Here is a 15,147-nt window from a genome sequence, read left to right on the forward strand (position 1 = left end):
CCATTGTGTTTAATGTGGACAAATAACATAATTTGAATTATTAATTAACCAAACTATGAATAGTAAAACACGTTTAATAAAACACTTGATTTTACTTTTAATCTTAATAGGTATTAGCGGATGTTCGAACAAGAAAACTGAAATCCAAGATTCTATTACGAATACAGAAGATGCAATGAGCTACCTCAGAGGACTAGAAGGAGAATGGTTAGCTACACTTGAGGGTAACAATAGCCTATATGGTTTTGAATACATTCTAAGTGCAAGAGATAATGTAATTATTGAGAGGTTAAGAACTGATATACCAACAGAAATGTTAACGGTTTATAACGTTGAACATAAAACTTTAAAAGCTAGTCATTTCTGTCAATTACAAAATCAACCTAAGCTTATAGCTGTTAATTCAGGAGAAGGAGATATAAATCTGTTATGTACTGGAGAAGTAGGTAATACATCTAACCATGATGAATTTCATATGCATGGTTATCATATACTTAAAACTGATACAGGTTATAAAGTATGGATGGATATGTATAAAGACGGTGAAATAATGATGAACAACAGATATAAATTATTTAGAGTTGATTCAGAACGAGGTCAAGAATTGACTAATTTGAAAGAAAAACACTAAACACAACAATGATTATAAGTAATTGCTTGTTCTCGCCTACTTCTGAAAATCCTTGCGGATTTTCAAGTCGGTTACTATTTGCTAAATTAGGTGCTTAAGCAACGCAGCTAACCATACACGAAACCGTTAGGCACAACTCTACCAGACCAATGGAGATTGACAAAAAATTAAAGGAATTACCTCTTACCAAATCTAATCCAAAAACATTGGAATCGCTATTTGGAAAAACTGATATTGAGCCAATGTGGGTTGCGGATATGGAATTTCAAATTGCTAAACCCATTCAAGAATCGCTAAAGCAACGAATTGCTAATTCAGGATTTGGATATGAATATAAACCTGAGTCTTTTTTTAAATCTCAAAATAATTGGTATCAATATAATTATGGAATTAAGCTAAACAAAGACCACCTTATTTATAGTCCAAGTATTACTACCACGATTTCTGTTTTGATTGAAAATCTCACATCAGAAAATGATGGGATAATTACTCAACCTCCAGTATTTATGGAGTTCAGAGATGTGATTAGAAATACAAAACGTAGAATAACTAAAAATCCTCTAAAACTAGCAGATAACCAATATCTAATTGACTTTGAAGATTTAGAGAATAAAGCAAAACAAGAAAACAATAAGGTTTTAATTATTTGCAATCCTCATAATCCAGTTGGTCGTGTTTGGACTAAAGATGAACTAAAAGAAGTAGTTAAAATTTGTAAAGAGAATAACCTACTTCTTATTTCAGACGAAATTCATAAAGACATCATCCTTTTTGACAATGAATTTACTTCAGCTCTAAAATTTATTAGTGATTATGATAAAATAGCTGTCTGTACATCTGAGGCTAAAACTTTCAATCTATGCGGAATAGCAGATTCAATGGCAATTATTCCAAACCAAGACATTAAAAACTCAGTTTTAAAGACATTTAAAAAATACAATTTGGGAAGAACCAATGCGCTAACACGGGTTGCTTTAGAAGCGGCATACAATAATGGAAGACCTTGGTTGAATGATGTAATTAATTTAATTGAGATTAATATTAAAAATATAGAAAGGGAATTAGTGAATACAAAAATTGGACTTATAAAACCTGAAGGAACTTATCAAGTATGGTTAGATTTTAGAAAAGTCTATAACGACACAAAGGAAATGTTCAATCATTTAACAAAAAAATCGGAAATTGGACTTAATGCCGGACATTGGTTTGGGCGAGAAGGAGCTTTATTTATGCGAATGAATATTGCAACCTCTAATGAAAAAGTAATTGATGCAATAAAAAAGATTAAAAAAGCAGTGCCTAACAACGTATATAAAAAATAACGGTTTTAGTGTTTAAACAAAAGACAAGTAATAAATTAAAAGTCAATTAAAAACCGAAAATCTAGTTCGTAAACCCCTTACTTTTCATATACTAGACCGTTATAGCAAATTAAAACAACATATATGAATGAAAAATTGAAGGTAGCGGCAGCTCAACTTTCGCCTATATTTCTAAATAAAGCAAAAACTGTCGAAAAAGCCTGTAAAGCCATTTTAGAAGCTGGAGAAAATGGCGCGAAATTAATTGTTTTTCCAGAAGCTTTTATTTCTGGTTATCCAGATTGGGTTTGGCTAATTCCAAATAGCAAAGGAGCTGATCTAAATGAACTTTATTTAAAACTTGTTGAAAATGCTGTTTCTGTTCCTGACGACAGCACCATAAAACTTTGTAAAGCTGCAAAAACAGCTAGTATTAATGTGGTAATTGGTATGCATGAGCGTAATACTGAAACGAGTAATGCTAGTTTATTTAACAGCTTACTTTTTATAGATGATAAAGGACTTATTCTGGGAAAACACAGAAAGTTAATTCCAACAGGTGGGGAACGTCTTATATGGTCTCAAGGTGATGGTAGCACATTATGCTCTTATGATACGTCAGCTGGAAAAATAGCAGGATTAATCTGTTGGGAAAATTTTATGCCATTAGCTAGAAATACTATCTATGAATTTGGAACTCAAATATTAGCATCTCCAACTTGGGATAAAAGTCCAAATTGGATTCAATCAATGCAACATATTGCAAGAGAAGGTGGCCTATTTGTAATTAGTACTTGTATGGCTTTAAAAATGGATGATATTCCTGATGAGTTTGAGTTTAAAAAACTATATCCAGATGGAAGAGAATGGATTAATATTGGCAACAGCTCTATTATTGGACCGAATGGTCAGTTTTTAGCAGGTCCTCTAGAAGCTGAAGAAGGTATTTTATATGCAGATATTGATCTTCAACAAATTATAAAAGCTAAACGAATGTTTGATGTTGTCGGACATTATTCAAGGCCAGATGTTTTCTCATTCAATTTAAAGAATAAGCCAAATTAAATAAAACTAGCTACAACAACGTGTGTAATTAATGCTTTCACATTAACTTCAAATAAAATTCCTAACTTTATCCAACTCTGATTTGCAGCCGAATCTGAATAACGTCTGATTCCGCACAAATCATACACGAACACGTTGTATGGCATTCTATTAAATAGAATTTGAAAGCGTAAAATCATCAAACTTCGATTCAAATAGAGGGATTATATATGAAGATTTTTATCTCTAAAATGTCGTCAAGAAAAGCTGCAACGGTTGTAGGGGTTGCTTTTATAATCTCGGTTGTAATAGTAACCCTAATTGATGATTTTCTTTTAGCAAATTTTATTGTTCCTGGAGATACGGCAGCATTAGCCAGGGATATTGAGACTATCGGGAAGCTATTTGGTTTTGCTATTGTTGGTTATCTTCTCGTACTTGCCCTTGATTCTATTATTGGTCTCGCACTCTATGTAGTGCTCAAACCAGCCAATAAGAACCTTGCGCTGCTGACAGGAGTTCTTAGGCTGCTATATGCTTGCACTTTGACAATTGGATTGTTTGCTCTGGCATTTCAAATTATCGATGTTTACAGCTATGCGTCTATAAAACTTATTGGATATATATTTTTTGCCCTACATATTCTTGTACTTGGTTATTCGGTTTTCAAGTCAGGATATATACCGAAAAGCCTTGGCGTCTTATTGATGTTTGCATCGTTCACGTATATTGTTTTTTTTGTAGACACCAATCTACCTAAAACAGTTATGATGAGTATAATGTTTATTATGGCCATTGCGGAACTTGCACTAAGTATCTGGTTGATTGTAAAAAGAAATAGACTACCTGAGAATAATCAATGAAAAGAAAACGCCATACAACAATGTATAACCGTAATTAAATCTGGCGGTTATACTAGACCGTTGTGCCGCATCTTGACCTTGAAACCATAAATTAGAAAATATATAACCATATGTATATCCAAGCAAAAGATGGAAGTTTTATTTTAAACGGAAATCAAATATTATTTAGGGGTTTTGCCATTGGTTCATGGATGAACATTGAGAATTTTATGGTCAGAATTCCTGGAACTGAGAAAAGTATTCGAAATATTTTTGCAAAAGTATATGGTGAAGAAAATGCCTCCCAGTTTTTTGATGACTTCCTAACTTATTTTATTGCAGAAGAAGATTTTGAATTCTTGAAAGAACTGGGAGTAAATATGCTTCGAATCCCACTCAACTATAGACATTTTATTGATGACCAAAATCCTAGTACGTATTCTGAGGATGCCTTCACTCACCTTAATCGTGTATTAAACTTATGCAAGAAGTATGAAATTTATGCAGTTTTGGATATGCACTCAACTCCTGGCGGACAAAATCCTGATTTTCATTCCGGGAGTGATACTGGTGTCGCTTTATTCTGGGAATATGGTGCTTTGCGTCAAGTTATAATTGATTTATGGGTTTATATAGCTGAAAGGTATGTCGACGAAACCATTATTGCAGGTTTTGATCTTGTGAACGAGCCTAGTTTTGTAGCTAGTAAAACCGCATTTAATGATTTCTATGAATCATTGATTAGCAATATTCGCCAAGTTAACAAAAAACACATACTATTTCTTGAAGGGGATAACTGGGCCAGAGACTTTAGTATTTTTAATAAACTAGAGGGTGAACAGATTGCCTTGTCTTTTCATTTTTATCCTGGACAGCATGTTTCCTTATTTGGAGAATCGGAAAAAAGGAAATTGGATCTTGAAAAGAAAATATTGGTTTATACATCATTAAGAGAAAAGACCGGTATGCCTCTATGGGTTGGGGAAACAGGAGGCCTCTTCCCAAAAAACAAGTTGGATGATGGAATAAAATTGATCAAGGAAGGAATTGATCTATTTGAGAAACATAGAATTTCTTGGAGCTTATGGACTTATAAAGATGCAAGAACAATGTCTCTTGTCTATCCGAAAGTGGATACCACTTGGATGAAAATGGGTTATGAGTTCAGAGAAAAATGGCAATTGAAAGAGAATCGTAATGCGACAATCGCCAAAGATATTTTTTCACTTATCGAAAATAAACTTTCCTACACAATCGATAAAGGAGTAAAAAGGGCACTCTTTTTCAGAATCTTTTCTTTATTAGATGAACTTCATGCCAATTATTTATTAGAACCACGATTAGCGTCTACTCCATGGGAGGAAATCAAAGATTATCCGCAATCATTTTTATGGGAAAACTGTGAGTATTGGACTGAATTAGCCTACCTTGTCAGGAGTTATTCTAGCTAGACTTTAAAAATGGTTTTTCAACAAATTTCATTACTCTTAAAGCCTTATTAAGAAATAAAAACACGAGTTAATTAATTGTCCTACCTTTCTAGAAACAACTAACCAATGATAAAATTCAAAATATCTAACCGATTAGTTCTAAAAACAAAAACCAAAAAAGAATTATTTCATTATAAATTAAAATTTATTCCGAGACATTTGATTTTCTCCCCAACTCCTCAATTGTCTAATTAATGGAATCAATTCTTTACCTGTTTTGGTAAGTGAGTACTCAACTTTAGGAGGAACTTCCAAATATACTTTTCTTGAAACCAACTCATCGGATTCCAATTCTTTGAGTGTCTGTGTAAGCATTTTAGGGGTGATTCCCACAATAGCCCTTTTTAATTCTCCATATCGTAAAAAACCATCTCTAAGTACCCATAAGATTCTTCCTTTGTACTTACCTCCAACCCTTTTAAAGGCATAATCTACGGGGCAATGTGCCTTTTCATTATTTATTTTCATGTTTATTATAATTATAATACGCTGATATTCAACATTAGTATACTTTTAGTATGTACAGTACATTAAAGTATGTACTTGTCAAATATATACTTTATATCGTTATTTGTATTCATGTCCTGTCAGCAATATTGTTTTTAGGCAATTAGATTTAACATTTTAATATGATAACATCCATTAAAAATCAATCCCCATTCATTATAGGAATAGCCATGCTTTCCGTTATTGCGCTCATTATGCTTATTCCTACTGAAGCTATGTTCGCCAAAGTCTTTAATGATGATTTTGTGTTAGAGTACGTAGCTCTCACCTTCAAAATGGGTTTACTATTTCTCATAGCTTACAGTTTCATTAGAAAGCTGAAGATTCAACCGCTTGCTGGTTTGTCAAAGCAATTCCCATGGAAATTTAAATATTTGAATTTAATCCCGGTTTATTTATTCATCATTGGGGTTCTCAGTATTTTTCCTATAAACTTTTCACAAATCGCTCCAACCAACTTAATGCTACTGCTTATTGCCTGTCTTATGGTTGGTTTTGCAGAAGAGTATCTTTTCAGAGGTTTATTACAATCGCTCTTCCTAAAGAAATATGGATCAGGTAAAAACGGCATATTTAAGAGTATCCTTTTAGCATCTTTGTTTTTTGGTGTATTTCATCTCCTAAACCTGGCCAAGAACGATAATACTGGTCAAGTGATGGTTCAGGTGGTCTATGCCATATTTATTGGATTCTTTTTTGGGGCATTGTTACTGAAAACCAATAAGCTAATTCCTATTGCAATTACCCACGGACTTATTAATTTTTTCTTTTCACTGGCTTTTTTGCCAGGCCTGAAAACAGAGGAGGTTGAGACTGTCGAAACAGTGTCCATTGCACCAATAATATTGTTCTTACCACTGTTTATTATTGGCCTGTTGATTTATAAAAAACTGGACAAAACGGAGGTTATTAAAAAGCTGGGGATTGAAAATAAAGAAACATAAAACAGTTAAAAAACTAGATATAGTAATCTGTTTGCCTCTATTCAAATGTGGTTGGAAAGCCGCTTAAGTCCTTTTATCTTAAGAATAAAAATGGAATCAAAAATAAACATACCAGTTGCCTTAAATGATATTTCTAATCATTTTTCTCCCCAGATTATTGGTGAGTTGAATGATGTTTATATCAAGATTGTAAAAATATTGGGCGAAAAAGTTCCATGGCACAATCATAAAGATGAAGATGAGCTCTTCTACATTCTGGAGGGGACACTTGAAATGGAAATTGAAAATAAACCCCCATTTCAAATGAATAAGGGAGACTTATATATTGTAAAAAGAGGTGTAAATCATAAAGTGAGCTCCCAAAACGAATGCCATCTTATGCTGATAGAAAATAAAACAACCTTACATACCGGAGAGGTGTCCACGGAAATCACAAAATCTATAGATGAACAAAAATGATGAGCCCCTGAACTTACTTTTTGGCAATGAAGAAATAACGTAATATCTTCCCGTGTATAGCCAATTGAAACAAGCTATACTCAAGACCATTACCACCAATTAGATAATGATAGTAAATAATTTATCAAAAATATCAGTTAATGAATTAATAGATTGCTTTTTAAAAGCATTTGAAGGTTACTATGTTAAAATGCCTTCTGAAAGAAATTATTATAAAGAAAGATGGAAAGCAGCAAAGGTTGACTTGAATTTTTCATATGGCATGTTTGACAAAGGGAAATTAGTTGGTTTCATAATTCATGCTATAGATAAGAGGTTTGGGATATTAACAGCATTTAATACAGGCACAGGAGTTCTGCCTGAATATAGAGGTAAAGGAATAGTGAATTCGATTTATGAATATGCACTGAAGGATTTATGGACGGAAGGAGTAGAGAAAAGTACGTTAGAGGTAATAAGAAAGAATGAAAAGGCAATTAGGTGTTATGAAAAAGTTGGGTTTATCGTTTCAAAAAAATATAAGTGCTATACAGGAGATATTAAAGTTAAATGTTCCGATAAGTTAGATTTAAAAGAAATAGCACTAAAAGATATAGACTGGGGAAAATTACCTAACCAGCAATACTATTCATGGGATTTTCAAAAAGAAACCCTATTAGAGGGTAATTACACCTTTGTTCAGGTTTTCAATAAAGGAGAAATAGAGTCATTTTTTATAATTAATAGAATAAATGGTTATTTGGCTCAATTTGATATATTGAATACCGAAAATAGAGGATGGAATCGTCTTTTTTCAGCAATAAAAGAATTTTCGGACAAAATAAAAGTCATTAATGTAGATGAGCGACTCACGGATAAACTGAACTATCTTATTTTAATTGGGTTAAAGAATTCGATAGATCAATTTGAAATGGAATTAGAAATAAAAATGAAAAATAATGTTTGATGTTCAAAGTGGATAAACGAGTTAGGTATCAGAACCTGATAATCAAAAAAAACATATAAATAAGAGAATGTATCAGTTTAATATCAAACCAAATTCGATCAAAATTCTAGGTATAATCCTCTTAGTTTTTCTAACTGCTTCCAGCGTTTTTTCTCAAGTGAAAAATAGCCTTATAGAAAACTCAGCTGCATACCTTCATCAGAGAAATGAAGCCCTAACTTTAGTAAAGAATGAAAAATGGCAAGAGGCGATTCCAATTTTAGGGAGTCTAACGGATTACTATCAAAACGATTCCGATTTGTTTTATGTACTAGGACTTTCGTATTATCAAGTTAAGCAGTATCAAAACGCCATTACGGCACTAAAGAAAACCCTTGACCTTGGCGGAACTATCTTAACAGGAATTCCTACAGGTGCAGCACCTTCAAATGATATTATGATAAAAATTGCTGAAGCATATGCTGAAGATGGAGATAAAAATAATGCCTTGTTATGGCTGCGAAAAGGCTTTGCAGCACGTTATGACGAAAAACCTTTCATAAGGGGCAGTGCTGCTTTTAAAAGCTTCAATGAAGATGAAGATTTTCTAGAGTTATTTGGGAATGATACTCTAAAAGATATCACCAGAGAAGAAGCTTGGTCCAGAGATATTATCTATTTAGAAAAACGAATTAATGAGCTACGTTATAGCCCTAATCACGCTATTTCTAAAACAGATTTATCAAAAGAATTTCAAGCTATAAAAACAACTATAGCCTCATTGTCTGATGAACAAATTGTTTTCAAAATAATTAGAGTATTCGGAGCTTTAGGAAGTGGCCATAATGTAATCATACCTTCATCTCCAAACAAAGGCGCTTTAAAAAAACTACCCGTTCAGTTTTATCAGTTTAGTGATGGGTTATTTATTGTTGACGCTGACGAAGGCTTCGAAAAATGGATTGGCTATAAAGTAGAGTTCATTGAAAACACACCTATTGAAGCTGCACTTCAAAATACAAATGCCGTAAATGCTAGGGATAATGATATGCAAACACTTTGGTTAGGCCCTTATTATTTGGGATTGCCAGATGTATTAAAAGGTTTAGGAATTATTAAAAACGCGAATAAAGTAACACTAACTTTAAGTGATGTAAAAGGAAAGTCTGAAAAAGTAACAATGAATCCTATTTCTTGGAGGTTTACTGGTTTCCCAAGATTACCAAAACTAAAAATAGAACATCAACCTTTATTTTTATCAAAAACACAAGATTATTATTGGTCAAAAATAGTGCCTGAGCATAATGTAATGTATATACAATATAACTTAGTTACAAATAAGAAAGAGCAATCTTTTGAGGATTTTAATATCGAAGTACGCAATCAAATTTTACAAAACAAAACACAAAATGTAATTTTAGATTTAAGACATAATTATGGAGGAGACGGTTCCTTATTACCTCCAATACTAAAAACCCTCAGTAGTTTTGAAGTGATGAATCCTAAGGGAAGCATTTATGTAATAATGGGAAGAGGAACCTTTTCTGCGGGGCACAACTTATTAACGGAAATCACTAAACGCACAAATCCAATTTTAGTAGGCGAACCTAGTGGGTCAAAGCCCAACCATATAGGAGAAGCCGGATGGTTTAAATTACCATATTCGGGTTTAATGGGAGTAGTATCTTCACAATATCATCAAACTTCTATAGCTGAAGACAATCGTAAATGGGTTGCGCCTCATATCCCGGTTAGTCTATCTTCAATAGATTATTTTAAGGGGAATGACAAGGCTTTGAATAATATACTAGAAGTAATAAAAACGACTGAAATTAGAAATAAAAACTAGGCATAACAACCTATATAAGCCAATAAAACAGCTCCTGTATAAACTGTAATACACATTAATAAATGAAAATTAAGACGCTTTTTTTTATAGTAATTTGCGCAGGCATGTTGAGCAAATCATATGCTCAAAACATACGTTTAGACTCACTCGATTTTTTTATCGATACCCTGATGGATGATTTTGAAGTAACTGGTCTTTCAATTGGTATTGTTCAGAATGATTCAATTATTTACTCAAAAGGATTTGGACTAACAGAGATTGGGAAAACCCAAAAGGTTGATAACCAAACTTTGTTCGGAATAGGCTCAATCTCTAAATCATTTACTGCATTAACGCTTGGAATACTCGTAGATGAAGGAAAAATAACTTGGGACGACCGAGTGAAGGATTACCTGCCCTACTTTGAATTATATGACCCCTATGTAACGGAAAACTTTACTATTAGAGATCTGCTCACACACAGAAGCGGGCTGAAGGACGTTAGTGGCGGAACTCTTTGGTATCACTCTGACTATTCCAGAGTTGAAATCATAAAACGACTTAAATATCTTGAACCCGTCTCTGGCTTCCGAGAGAAACCTGCCTATCAGAATGTAATGTTTGTGGTAGCTTCCGAAATTGTAAAAGAAGTTTCGGGAATGCCCTGGGATGATTTTCTCAAATCAAGAGTGTTTAACAAGCTAGCAATGAATAACAGTACTTCATTATCCAAGGACAGAGAAGCAACCAGTAATTTGGCCCAACCTCATATTTGGAATGCAGCATATAAGAAAGTTGCTATAAAACAGGAAAATGGAGATAATCTTGGACCTGGAGGTTTCATATATTCTTCAGCAAAGGATATGAATAGTTATATGAGACTACTGCTAAATGATGGTGTTTTTAAGAACGATACCATTGTGAGCAAGGACGTGGTCGATGAACTCTTTAAACCTCAGACATTATTCCAAAATAGTGGCCCTCCATTTGGTAACGAGTTCTCTTCCTATGGTTTCGGGTGGTGGCTAACTCCCTGGAATGGTCATAAGATCATAGAACATAGTGGTGGGATCGATGGAATGTCCGCACAGCTGTTTATGGTAAAAGATCTTGATATAGGGGTTGTCATTTTAACAAATGTATCGAAAGAGCCTGCCTCATTTTTACTAAAAGCCAAATTGCTGGAGCTAATTTTCAACGATAAATCTTTTGATTTTTATGATCGAGGAATAGAGTATCGTAAGGGCTTAATAAAGAAATTAAAAAAAGCAGCTGCGAACGAAGTCAGGCCAAAAGAATCTTATCCGTCTTTAGCTCTGAGCAATTATGCAGGCAGTTATAACGATAAGATGTATGGGGATATCAACATCTCACTTTCTAATAATAAATTAGAGCTTTCCTTCTCTCATACACCCTTGTTCAAAGGACGATTGATTCATTGGCAGTTCGACACCTTTAAAATTGATTGGTATGATATTCGGGTGCCCGATGGATTTCTCACCTTCAATTTCAACTCACAACATGAGGTCACAGGCCTTAAACTTGATCAGGAAGACCTACTTGATGTGGACTTTGAAGAACTAGAAATTATTAGAATAAAAAACTGAATATAACAATGTATAAAAAATAGCGAAGAAAGTGCTAAAACAAGTGTGTCGACATAAATAATGGTTTGTTTTAAACCGAATAGTTAGTGCGGAAATCTGCTAATTTTCATATACTAGACCGTTGGCTGTAATTAGAAAAAAAATGAAAGAATTTAGAAAAATACGAAGACCAGAAAAATCAGAATATCCTCCCTATTCGCAACCATATTTTGACCTAATCAAAACTGATGAAAACATACTTCAAGAACTACATGACAATTTCATCAAACTAAAAGAATTAATCTATTCATTGCCATCTGAAAAGCTGAATTATAGGTACGCTAAAAATAAATGGACCATTAAAGAAATATTGGTTCACAATATCGATGATGAAAGAATTTTCACTTACAGAGCTTTGAGTTATGCAAGAAATGACAAAACTTCGCTACCTGGTTTTGAGGAAAAGGATTATGCGATTTATTCTATGGCTAATCAAAGAAGTCTAGATAGCATCTTTGACGAATATTGGAATGTAAGACTCTCTACTTTAAAGCTATTTCAATATTTACCAGAAGAGGCTTTTATACGGACAGGAACTATGATTGACGAGAATGGAAAAATGGCAAACAAGAGAACTGTTAGAGCTCTACTATATCATATAGCTGGTCATGAATTGAGCCATATTAAAGTAATCAAAGAAAGATATTTAGGAATGCAAGTTGAAAAATATCCTATATAATTTAACCCACAGCCAACAATGTATAAATGGCATATCACCTTCGCCAGCCTACTTCGCCGACCGCGTATCGCTGAAGCTTTAGCGGAGGCACAAGTAGCTGGGCTACGAAGGCTGAAAGGCTTCGGTGATCAATGAAAAAGCCCTTATTACTTACCGTTGGCGGTAATTGCTGTTCCCTAGAAAAGAAATGGTTTTCAAAAAGCAATAGCGGTTTAATATTTTTAAAACCGCTACTATTAATCTATATTTTGAACTATGCCAATTCTTTGACCTGATAATTACCAGGTGTAAATTTGAATGTCTTCATTAATCTGGTCCATGTATTGATTTGAGATATAGCTAAGGTTAGATAACAGATTTCCTCTTTGTTAAAATGAGGTATCAATTCATCAAAAACTATTTCTGGTAAAGGATCTCTACTTAATTTAGTAAGCACATCTGTTAAGCTGAGAGCTGCCATTTCTTTTTCTGTAAAATATGGTGTTTCTTTCCAAACACATAAGGATGACAGTCTTAAATCGGTTTCTCCAAGATGTTTAAGCTCCTTGTGATGCATATCTACACAATATGCACATCCGTTCTTTTGAGCAACTCGTAACCTTATTAATTCAAGTAGTTTAGTTTCTAAGGTAGATTGATTAATAAATTTCTCGGTTGTCATTAAATTTTCGAACATTCCAGCTGGAATGTCTTGGTAGGTAATTCGTTCCATAATATTTGTTTTTATAGTTAACAATTATTCTTATTGTTCTATGTTTTTACATTAATTCTTTTGAAAGTTTAATCATTTCTAAAATGAAATAATTTCTTTATTGGCCATTCTTTGTGGAACTATAGGATCATGAGATGGCAAATAAATTGTTGGATTGATTTTTGAAAACGATATTATGCTTTTCAATGTATCTATACTCCGTTTAGTTCCAATACCATCAGGGGTTAACTCAAGTAAGTTTTTTTCTGTATATGAAGTATCTCCGGCCATAAAATAATACAGTCCATCAACTTCTGCAATCACAGATATATGGTTTTCTACATGACCTGGAGTTGCAACCATCATTACTTTACCATCTCTAGTCACTGGCATACTCTTGTTAAATGTAAAATAACGATTGTTTGGTAAATCTATTAATGTAGGTTTAAGCCACTTTGGCCACCTATGTGGTAAATAACCGGCTAATATCCCTTTTAATCCAGACGCATTTTGATACTCATTCTTATCAATTATTATCTCCGAATTTGGAAAATGATGTAATCCTCCAGCATGATCCGTGTGAAGATGCGTCATTATTACTTTTTTAACATCTTTATCCGGATTGATTCCCATTTTTAGTAGCTGAGGACCAATTTCATCTTCTGGTTTAACATCAAAATCTACTGCTAAGGCATAATAAGGATGCCATTTAGGAAGATAGCCTCTTACACTCGTTTTATAAGTTTCACCAGTATCTACAACTATAACCCCTTCTTCATGATCAATAACCCAAGCATATATAGGCACCCAATCTGCCCATTTGTTACCAAATAAAACTTTAAGCATTTGAGGAACATATCCTTTGGACTTACTTATTTGGTTTTCTTTAATTCTTACTTTTCCCGTTTGTATTTTAAGTATTTTCATAATTTTAATATTTATGTACTATTTTGGTATTTTTAGTACTTATATGGCAAAAAATATTATTTCCTTATTATTCCATTTAAAAATATATCGGTGGTTAACTCATAAATGTTTTGATTGTGGAGACCTAAAAATTCTTGATATTGCGTTTTTAGAGGCAGTTCCATCAAATTCATATATACCGTAAGAATAACATTAATATTAATGTCATCTCTAATAATACCTTCATCAACACCATTTACAAATAGTTTTTTATAATAGTTGTTGATTCTTTCTATTCTTGTTTGTTGATAATAGTCCCAAATGTCTGGAGTGTTAATCTCTAAATCTTTCAAAAACTCTTCACTTACATTGCTAAGGAGATTTTTAGTAAATTCAGATACTTCAATTAACTTTCCTTTAAAACTTAATTTATCATTATTTACTATTTCATCCAAAGCAGAATTAATATCAATATTTAATTGATCAATAACAGCTTTTACAAGTTCATCTTTTGAAGCAAAATGATTATAGAGACTACTTTTACTTGTTCTTAGTTCTTTAACAAGACTATCCATTGAAACTTTATAGAAGCCGTTTTTTAAAAACTTTTTCTTTGCTATCTTTAATATTCTCGTTCGAACATTCATAAATATAATATGTACTATTTTAGTTCTTTTGGTACAAATATATTAAAAAAAACCATACCTCCAAACTTTAAATAAAAAAACTACCGCCAACAACATGTATAGTTCATTGCTCTGATTTTCCTAATCGGAAAATCTTTGCTGCTTAACAATGGGTTCTTGCCATTTTGCTATCTTAGAGCAACGCAACGAAACCATACACAAACCGTTAGCGGTTACTCAATAATTAATTATCAAGCTAAAAGATTATAAAATATTTATAAATGAAGCAATTAACATTACTACTTATCAGTCTATTATTCTTTGGTTGTAATCAAAAAAAAGATGAATATGGAGAATTAAGGGTGGGCGTTTCTTACCAATCTATCACACCTAAAATAGGTGCGTTTATTGCCGGTGACAAAAATAATCGTCGTTTTACAACTGTACATGACTCTTTATATGTTAAAGCAATGGTTCTGTCCGATTCAAAGAATACAATGGCAATTGTTGTATACGACTGTATTGGGATGCTTCATCCCGCACTAGTTAGAATTAGAAAAGAAGTTTCATCTAGGATTTCAACTTCTGAATTTGATGCATCTCACATTGTTATGGCTTCCACTCATAC

General features: G+C 33.0%; 16 protein-coding genes. 12 read left to right on the forward strand and 4 right to left on the reverse strand.

Annotated features, from left to right (window positions below; genetic code table 11):
- The first annotated feature begins 55 nt into the window (after positions 1-55).
- The 5 genes from ABJH90_RS13985 (at position 56) to ABJH90_RS14005 (ending at position 5,269) form a co-directional block, all read left to right on the forward strand.
- Positions 56-631: a hypothetical protein gene (locus tag ABJH90_RS13985; RefSeq protein WP_348141047.1), complete on the forward strand. Its 576-nt coding sequence runs from the start codon at positions 56-58 to the stop codon at positions 629-631.
- 149 nt (positions 632-780) lie between these two features.
- Positions 781-1,953 (forward strand): PatB family C-S lyase, encoded by a 1,173-nt coding sequence (locus tag ABJH90_RS13990; protein ID WP_348141045.1) that lies wholly within the window; start codon positions 781-783, stop codon positions 1,951-1,953.
- Positions 1,954-2,076: 123 nt separating this feature from the next.
- The gene (locus ABJH90_RS13995) at positions 2,077-2,997 is read left to right on the forward strand and encodes a carbon-nitrogen hydrolase family protein (RefSeq protein ID WP_348141043.1); all 921 of its coding nucleotides are present in this window, start codon (positions 2,077-2,079) and stop codon (positions 2,995-2,997) included.
- Between the two features lie 209 nt (positions 2,998-3,206).
- Complete coding sequence (locus ABJH90_RS14000; RefSeq protein WP_348141041.1) at positions 3,207-3,839, forward strand: DUF4386 domain-containing protein; 633 nt, start codon at positions 3,207-3,209, stop codon at positions 3,837-3,839.
- A gap of 110 nt (positions 3,840-3,949) precedes the next feature.
- Positions 3,950-5,269 carry a cellulase family glycosylhydrolase gene (locus ABJH90_RS14005; RefSeq protein ID WP_348141039.1) on the forward strand — a complete coding sequence of 440 codons (1,320 nt, stop codon included), beginning with the start codon at positions 3,950-3,952 and terminating at the stop codon, positions 5,267-5,269.
- 177 nt (positions 5,270-5,446) lie between these two features.
- On the opposite strand, the gene ABJH90_RS14010 is transcribed toward ABJH90_RS14005, so the two are convergent.
- Entirely contained in the window at positions 5,447-5,776 is a 330-nt protein-coding gene (locus tag ABJH90_RS14010; protein ID WP_348141038.1) for a helix-turn-helix domain-containing protein, read from the reverse strand.
- Between the two features lie 161 nt (positions 5,777-5,937).
- Here ABJH90_RS14010 and ABJH90_RS14015 point away from each other — a divergent pair, with 161 nt between their 5' ends.
- The 6 genes from ABJH90_RS14015 to ABJH90_RS14040 all read left to right on the forward strand — a co-directional run bounded on the left by ABJH90_RS14015 (position 5,938) and on the right by ABJH90_RS14040 (position 12,296).
- On the forward strand, positions 5,938-6,759 hold the full coding sequence (locus ABJH90_RS14015; protein ID WP_348141036.1) for a type II CAAX endopeptidase family protein: 822 nt from the start codon (positions 5,938-5,940) through the stop codon (positions 6,757-6,759).
- A 90-nt stretch (positions 6,760-6,849) separates the two neighbouring features.
- Positions 6,850-7,218, forward strand: coding sequence for a cupin domain-containing protein (locus ABJH90_RS14020; RefSeq protein ID WP_348141034.1), 369 nt, complete (start codon positions 6,850-6,852; stop codon positions 7,216-7,218).
- Positions 7,219-7,324: 106 nt separating this feature from the next.
- Positions 7,325-8,164: a GNAT family N-acetyltransferase gene (locus ABJH90_RS14025; protein ID WP_348141032.1), complete on the forward strand. Its 840-nt coding sequence runs from the start codon at positions 7,325-7,327 to the stop codon at positions 8,162-8,164.
- A gap of 67 nt (positions 8,165-8,231) precedes the next feature.
- Positions 8,232-9,992, forward strand: a complete 1,761-nt coding sequence (locus ABJH90_RS14030; protein WP_348141030.1) for a CDC27 family protein — start codon at positions 8,232-8,234, stop codon at positions 9,990-9,992.
- Positions 9,993-10,054: 62 nt separating this feature from the next.
- Complete coding sequence (locus ABJH90_RS14035; RefSeq protein WP_348141028.1) at positions 10,055-11,578, forward strand: serine hydrolase; 1,524 nt, start codon at positions 10,055-10,057, stop codon at positions 11,576-11,578.
- A 142-nt stretch (positions 11,579-11,720) separates the two neighbouring features.
- Positions 11,721-12,296, forward strand: a complete 576-nt coding sequence (locus ABJH90_RS14040; protein WP_348141027.1) for a DinB family protein — start codon at positions 11,721-11,723, stop codon at positions 12,294-12,296.
- A 253-nt stretch (positions 12,297-12,549) separates the two neighbouring features.
- Here ABJH90_RS14040 and ABJH90_RS14045 read toward each other — a convergent pair whose 3' ends face one another.
- The 3 genes from ABJH90_RS14045 to ABJH90_RS14055 all read right to left on the reverse strand — a co-directional run bounded on the left by ABJH90_RS14045 (position 12,550) and on the right by ABJH90_RS14055 (position 14,540).
- The gene (locus ABJH90_RS14045; protein WP_348141025.1) at positions 12,550-13,008 is read right to left on the reverse strand and encodes a carboxymuconolactone decarboxylase family protein; all 459 of its coding nucleotides are present in this window, start codon (positions 13,006-13,008) and stop codon (positions 12,550-12,552) included.
- A gap of 78 nt (positions 13,009-13,086) precedes the next feature.
- Positions 13,087-13,914: an N-acyl homoserine lactonase family protein gene (locus ABJH90_RS14050; protein ID WP_348141023.1), complete on the reverse strand. Its 828-nt coding sequence runs from the start codon at positions 13,912-13,914 to the stop codon at positions 13,087-13,089.
- 56 nt (positions 13,915-13,970) lie between these two features.
- Positions 13,971-14,540: a TetR/AcrR family transcriptional regulator gene (locus ABJH90_RS14055; protein WP_348141021.1), complete on the reverse strand. Its 570-nt coding sequence runs from the start codon at positions 14,538-14,540 to the stop codon at positions 13,971-13,973.
- Positions 14,541-14,800: 260 nt separating this feature from the next.
- On the opposite strand from ABJH90_RS14055, the gene ABJH90_RS14060 reads away from it, so the two are divergent.
- Positions 14,801-15,147 (forward strand): hypothetical protein (locus tag ABJH90_RS14060; RefSeq protein WP_348338108.1); only part of this gene is annotated, 347 nt, incomplete at its 3' end.

The organism is Eudoraea sp., from assembly GCF_039969275.1.
GTDB lineage: Bacteria > Bacteroidota > Bacteroidia > Flavobacteriales > Flavobacteriaceae > Eudoraea.

Coding starts and splice junctions, on each gene's coding strand:
- ABJH90_RS13985 (WP_348141047.1), top strand. CDS start 56: ATGAATAGTAAAACACGTTTAATAAAACACTTGATTTTACTTTTAATC.
- ABJH90_RS13990 (WP_348141045.1), top strand. CDS start 781: ATGGAGATTGACAAAAAATTAAAGGAATTACCTCTTACCAAATCTAAT.
- ABJH90_RS13995 (WP_348141043.1), top strand. CDS start 2,077: ATGAATGAAAAATTGAAGGTAGCGGCAGCTCAACTTTCGCCTATATTT.
- ABJH90_RS14000 (WP_348141041.1), top strand. CDS start 3,207: ATGAAGATTTTTATCTCTAAAATGTCGTCAAGAAAAGCTGCAACGGTT.
- ABJH90_RS14005 (WP_348141039.1), top strand. CDS start 3,950: ATGTATATCCAAGCAAAAGATGGAAGTTTTATTTTAAACGGAAATCAA.
- ABJH90_RS14010 (WP_348141038.1), bottom strand. CDS start 5,776: ATGAAAATAAATAATGAAAAGGCACATTGCCCCGTAGATTATGCCTTT.
- ABJH90_RS14015 (WP_348141036.1), top strand. CDS start 5,938: ATGATAACATCCATTAAAAATCAATCCCCATTCATTATAGGAATAGCC.
- ABJH90_RS14020 (WP_348141034.1), top strand. CDS start 6,850: ATGGAATCAAAAATAAACATACCAGTTGCCTTAAATGATATTTCTAAT.
- ABJH90_RS14025 (WP_348141032.1), top strand. CDS start 7,325: ATGATAGTAAATAATTTATCAAAAATATCAGTTAATGAATTAATAGAT.
- ABJH90_RS14030 (WP_348141030.1), top strand. CDS start 8,232: ATGTATCAGTTTAATATCAAACCAAATTCGATCAAAATTCTAGGTATA.
- ABJH90_RS14035 (WP_348141028.1), top strand. CDS start 10,055: ATGAAAATTAAGACGCTTTTTTTTATAGTAATTTGCGCAGGCATGTTG.
- ABJH90_RS14040 (WP_348141027.1), top strand. CDS start 11,721: ATGAAAGAATTTAGAAAAATACGAAGACCAGAAAAATCAGAATATCCT.
- ABJH90_RS14045 (WP_348141025.1), bottom strand. CDS start 13,008: ATGGAACGAATTACCTACCAAGACATTCCAGCTGGAATGTTCGAAAAT.
- ABJH90_RS14050 (WP_348141023.1), bottom strand. CDS start 13,914: ATGAAAATACTTAAAATACAAACGGGAAAAGTAAGAATTAAAGAAAAC.
- ABJH90_RS14055 (WP_348141021.1), bottom strand. CDS start 14,540: ATGAATGTTCGAACGAGAATATTAAAGATAGCAAAGAAAAAGTTTTTA.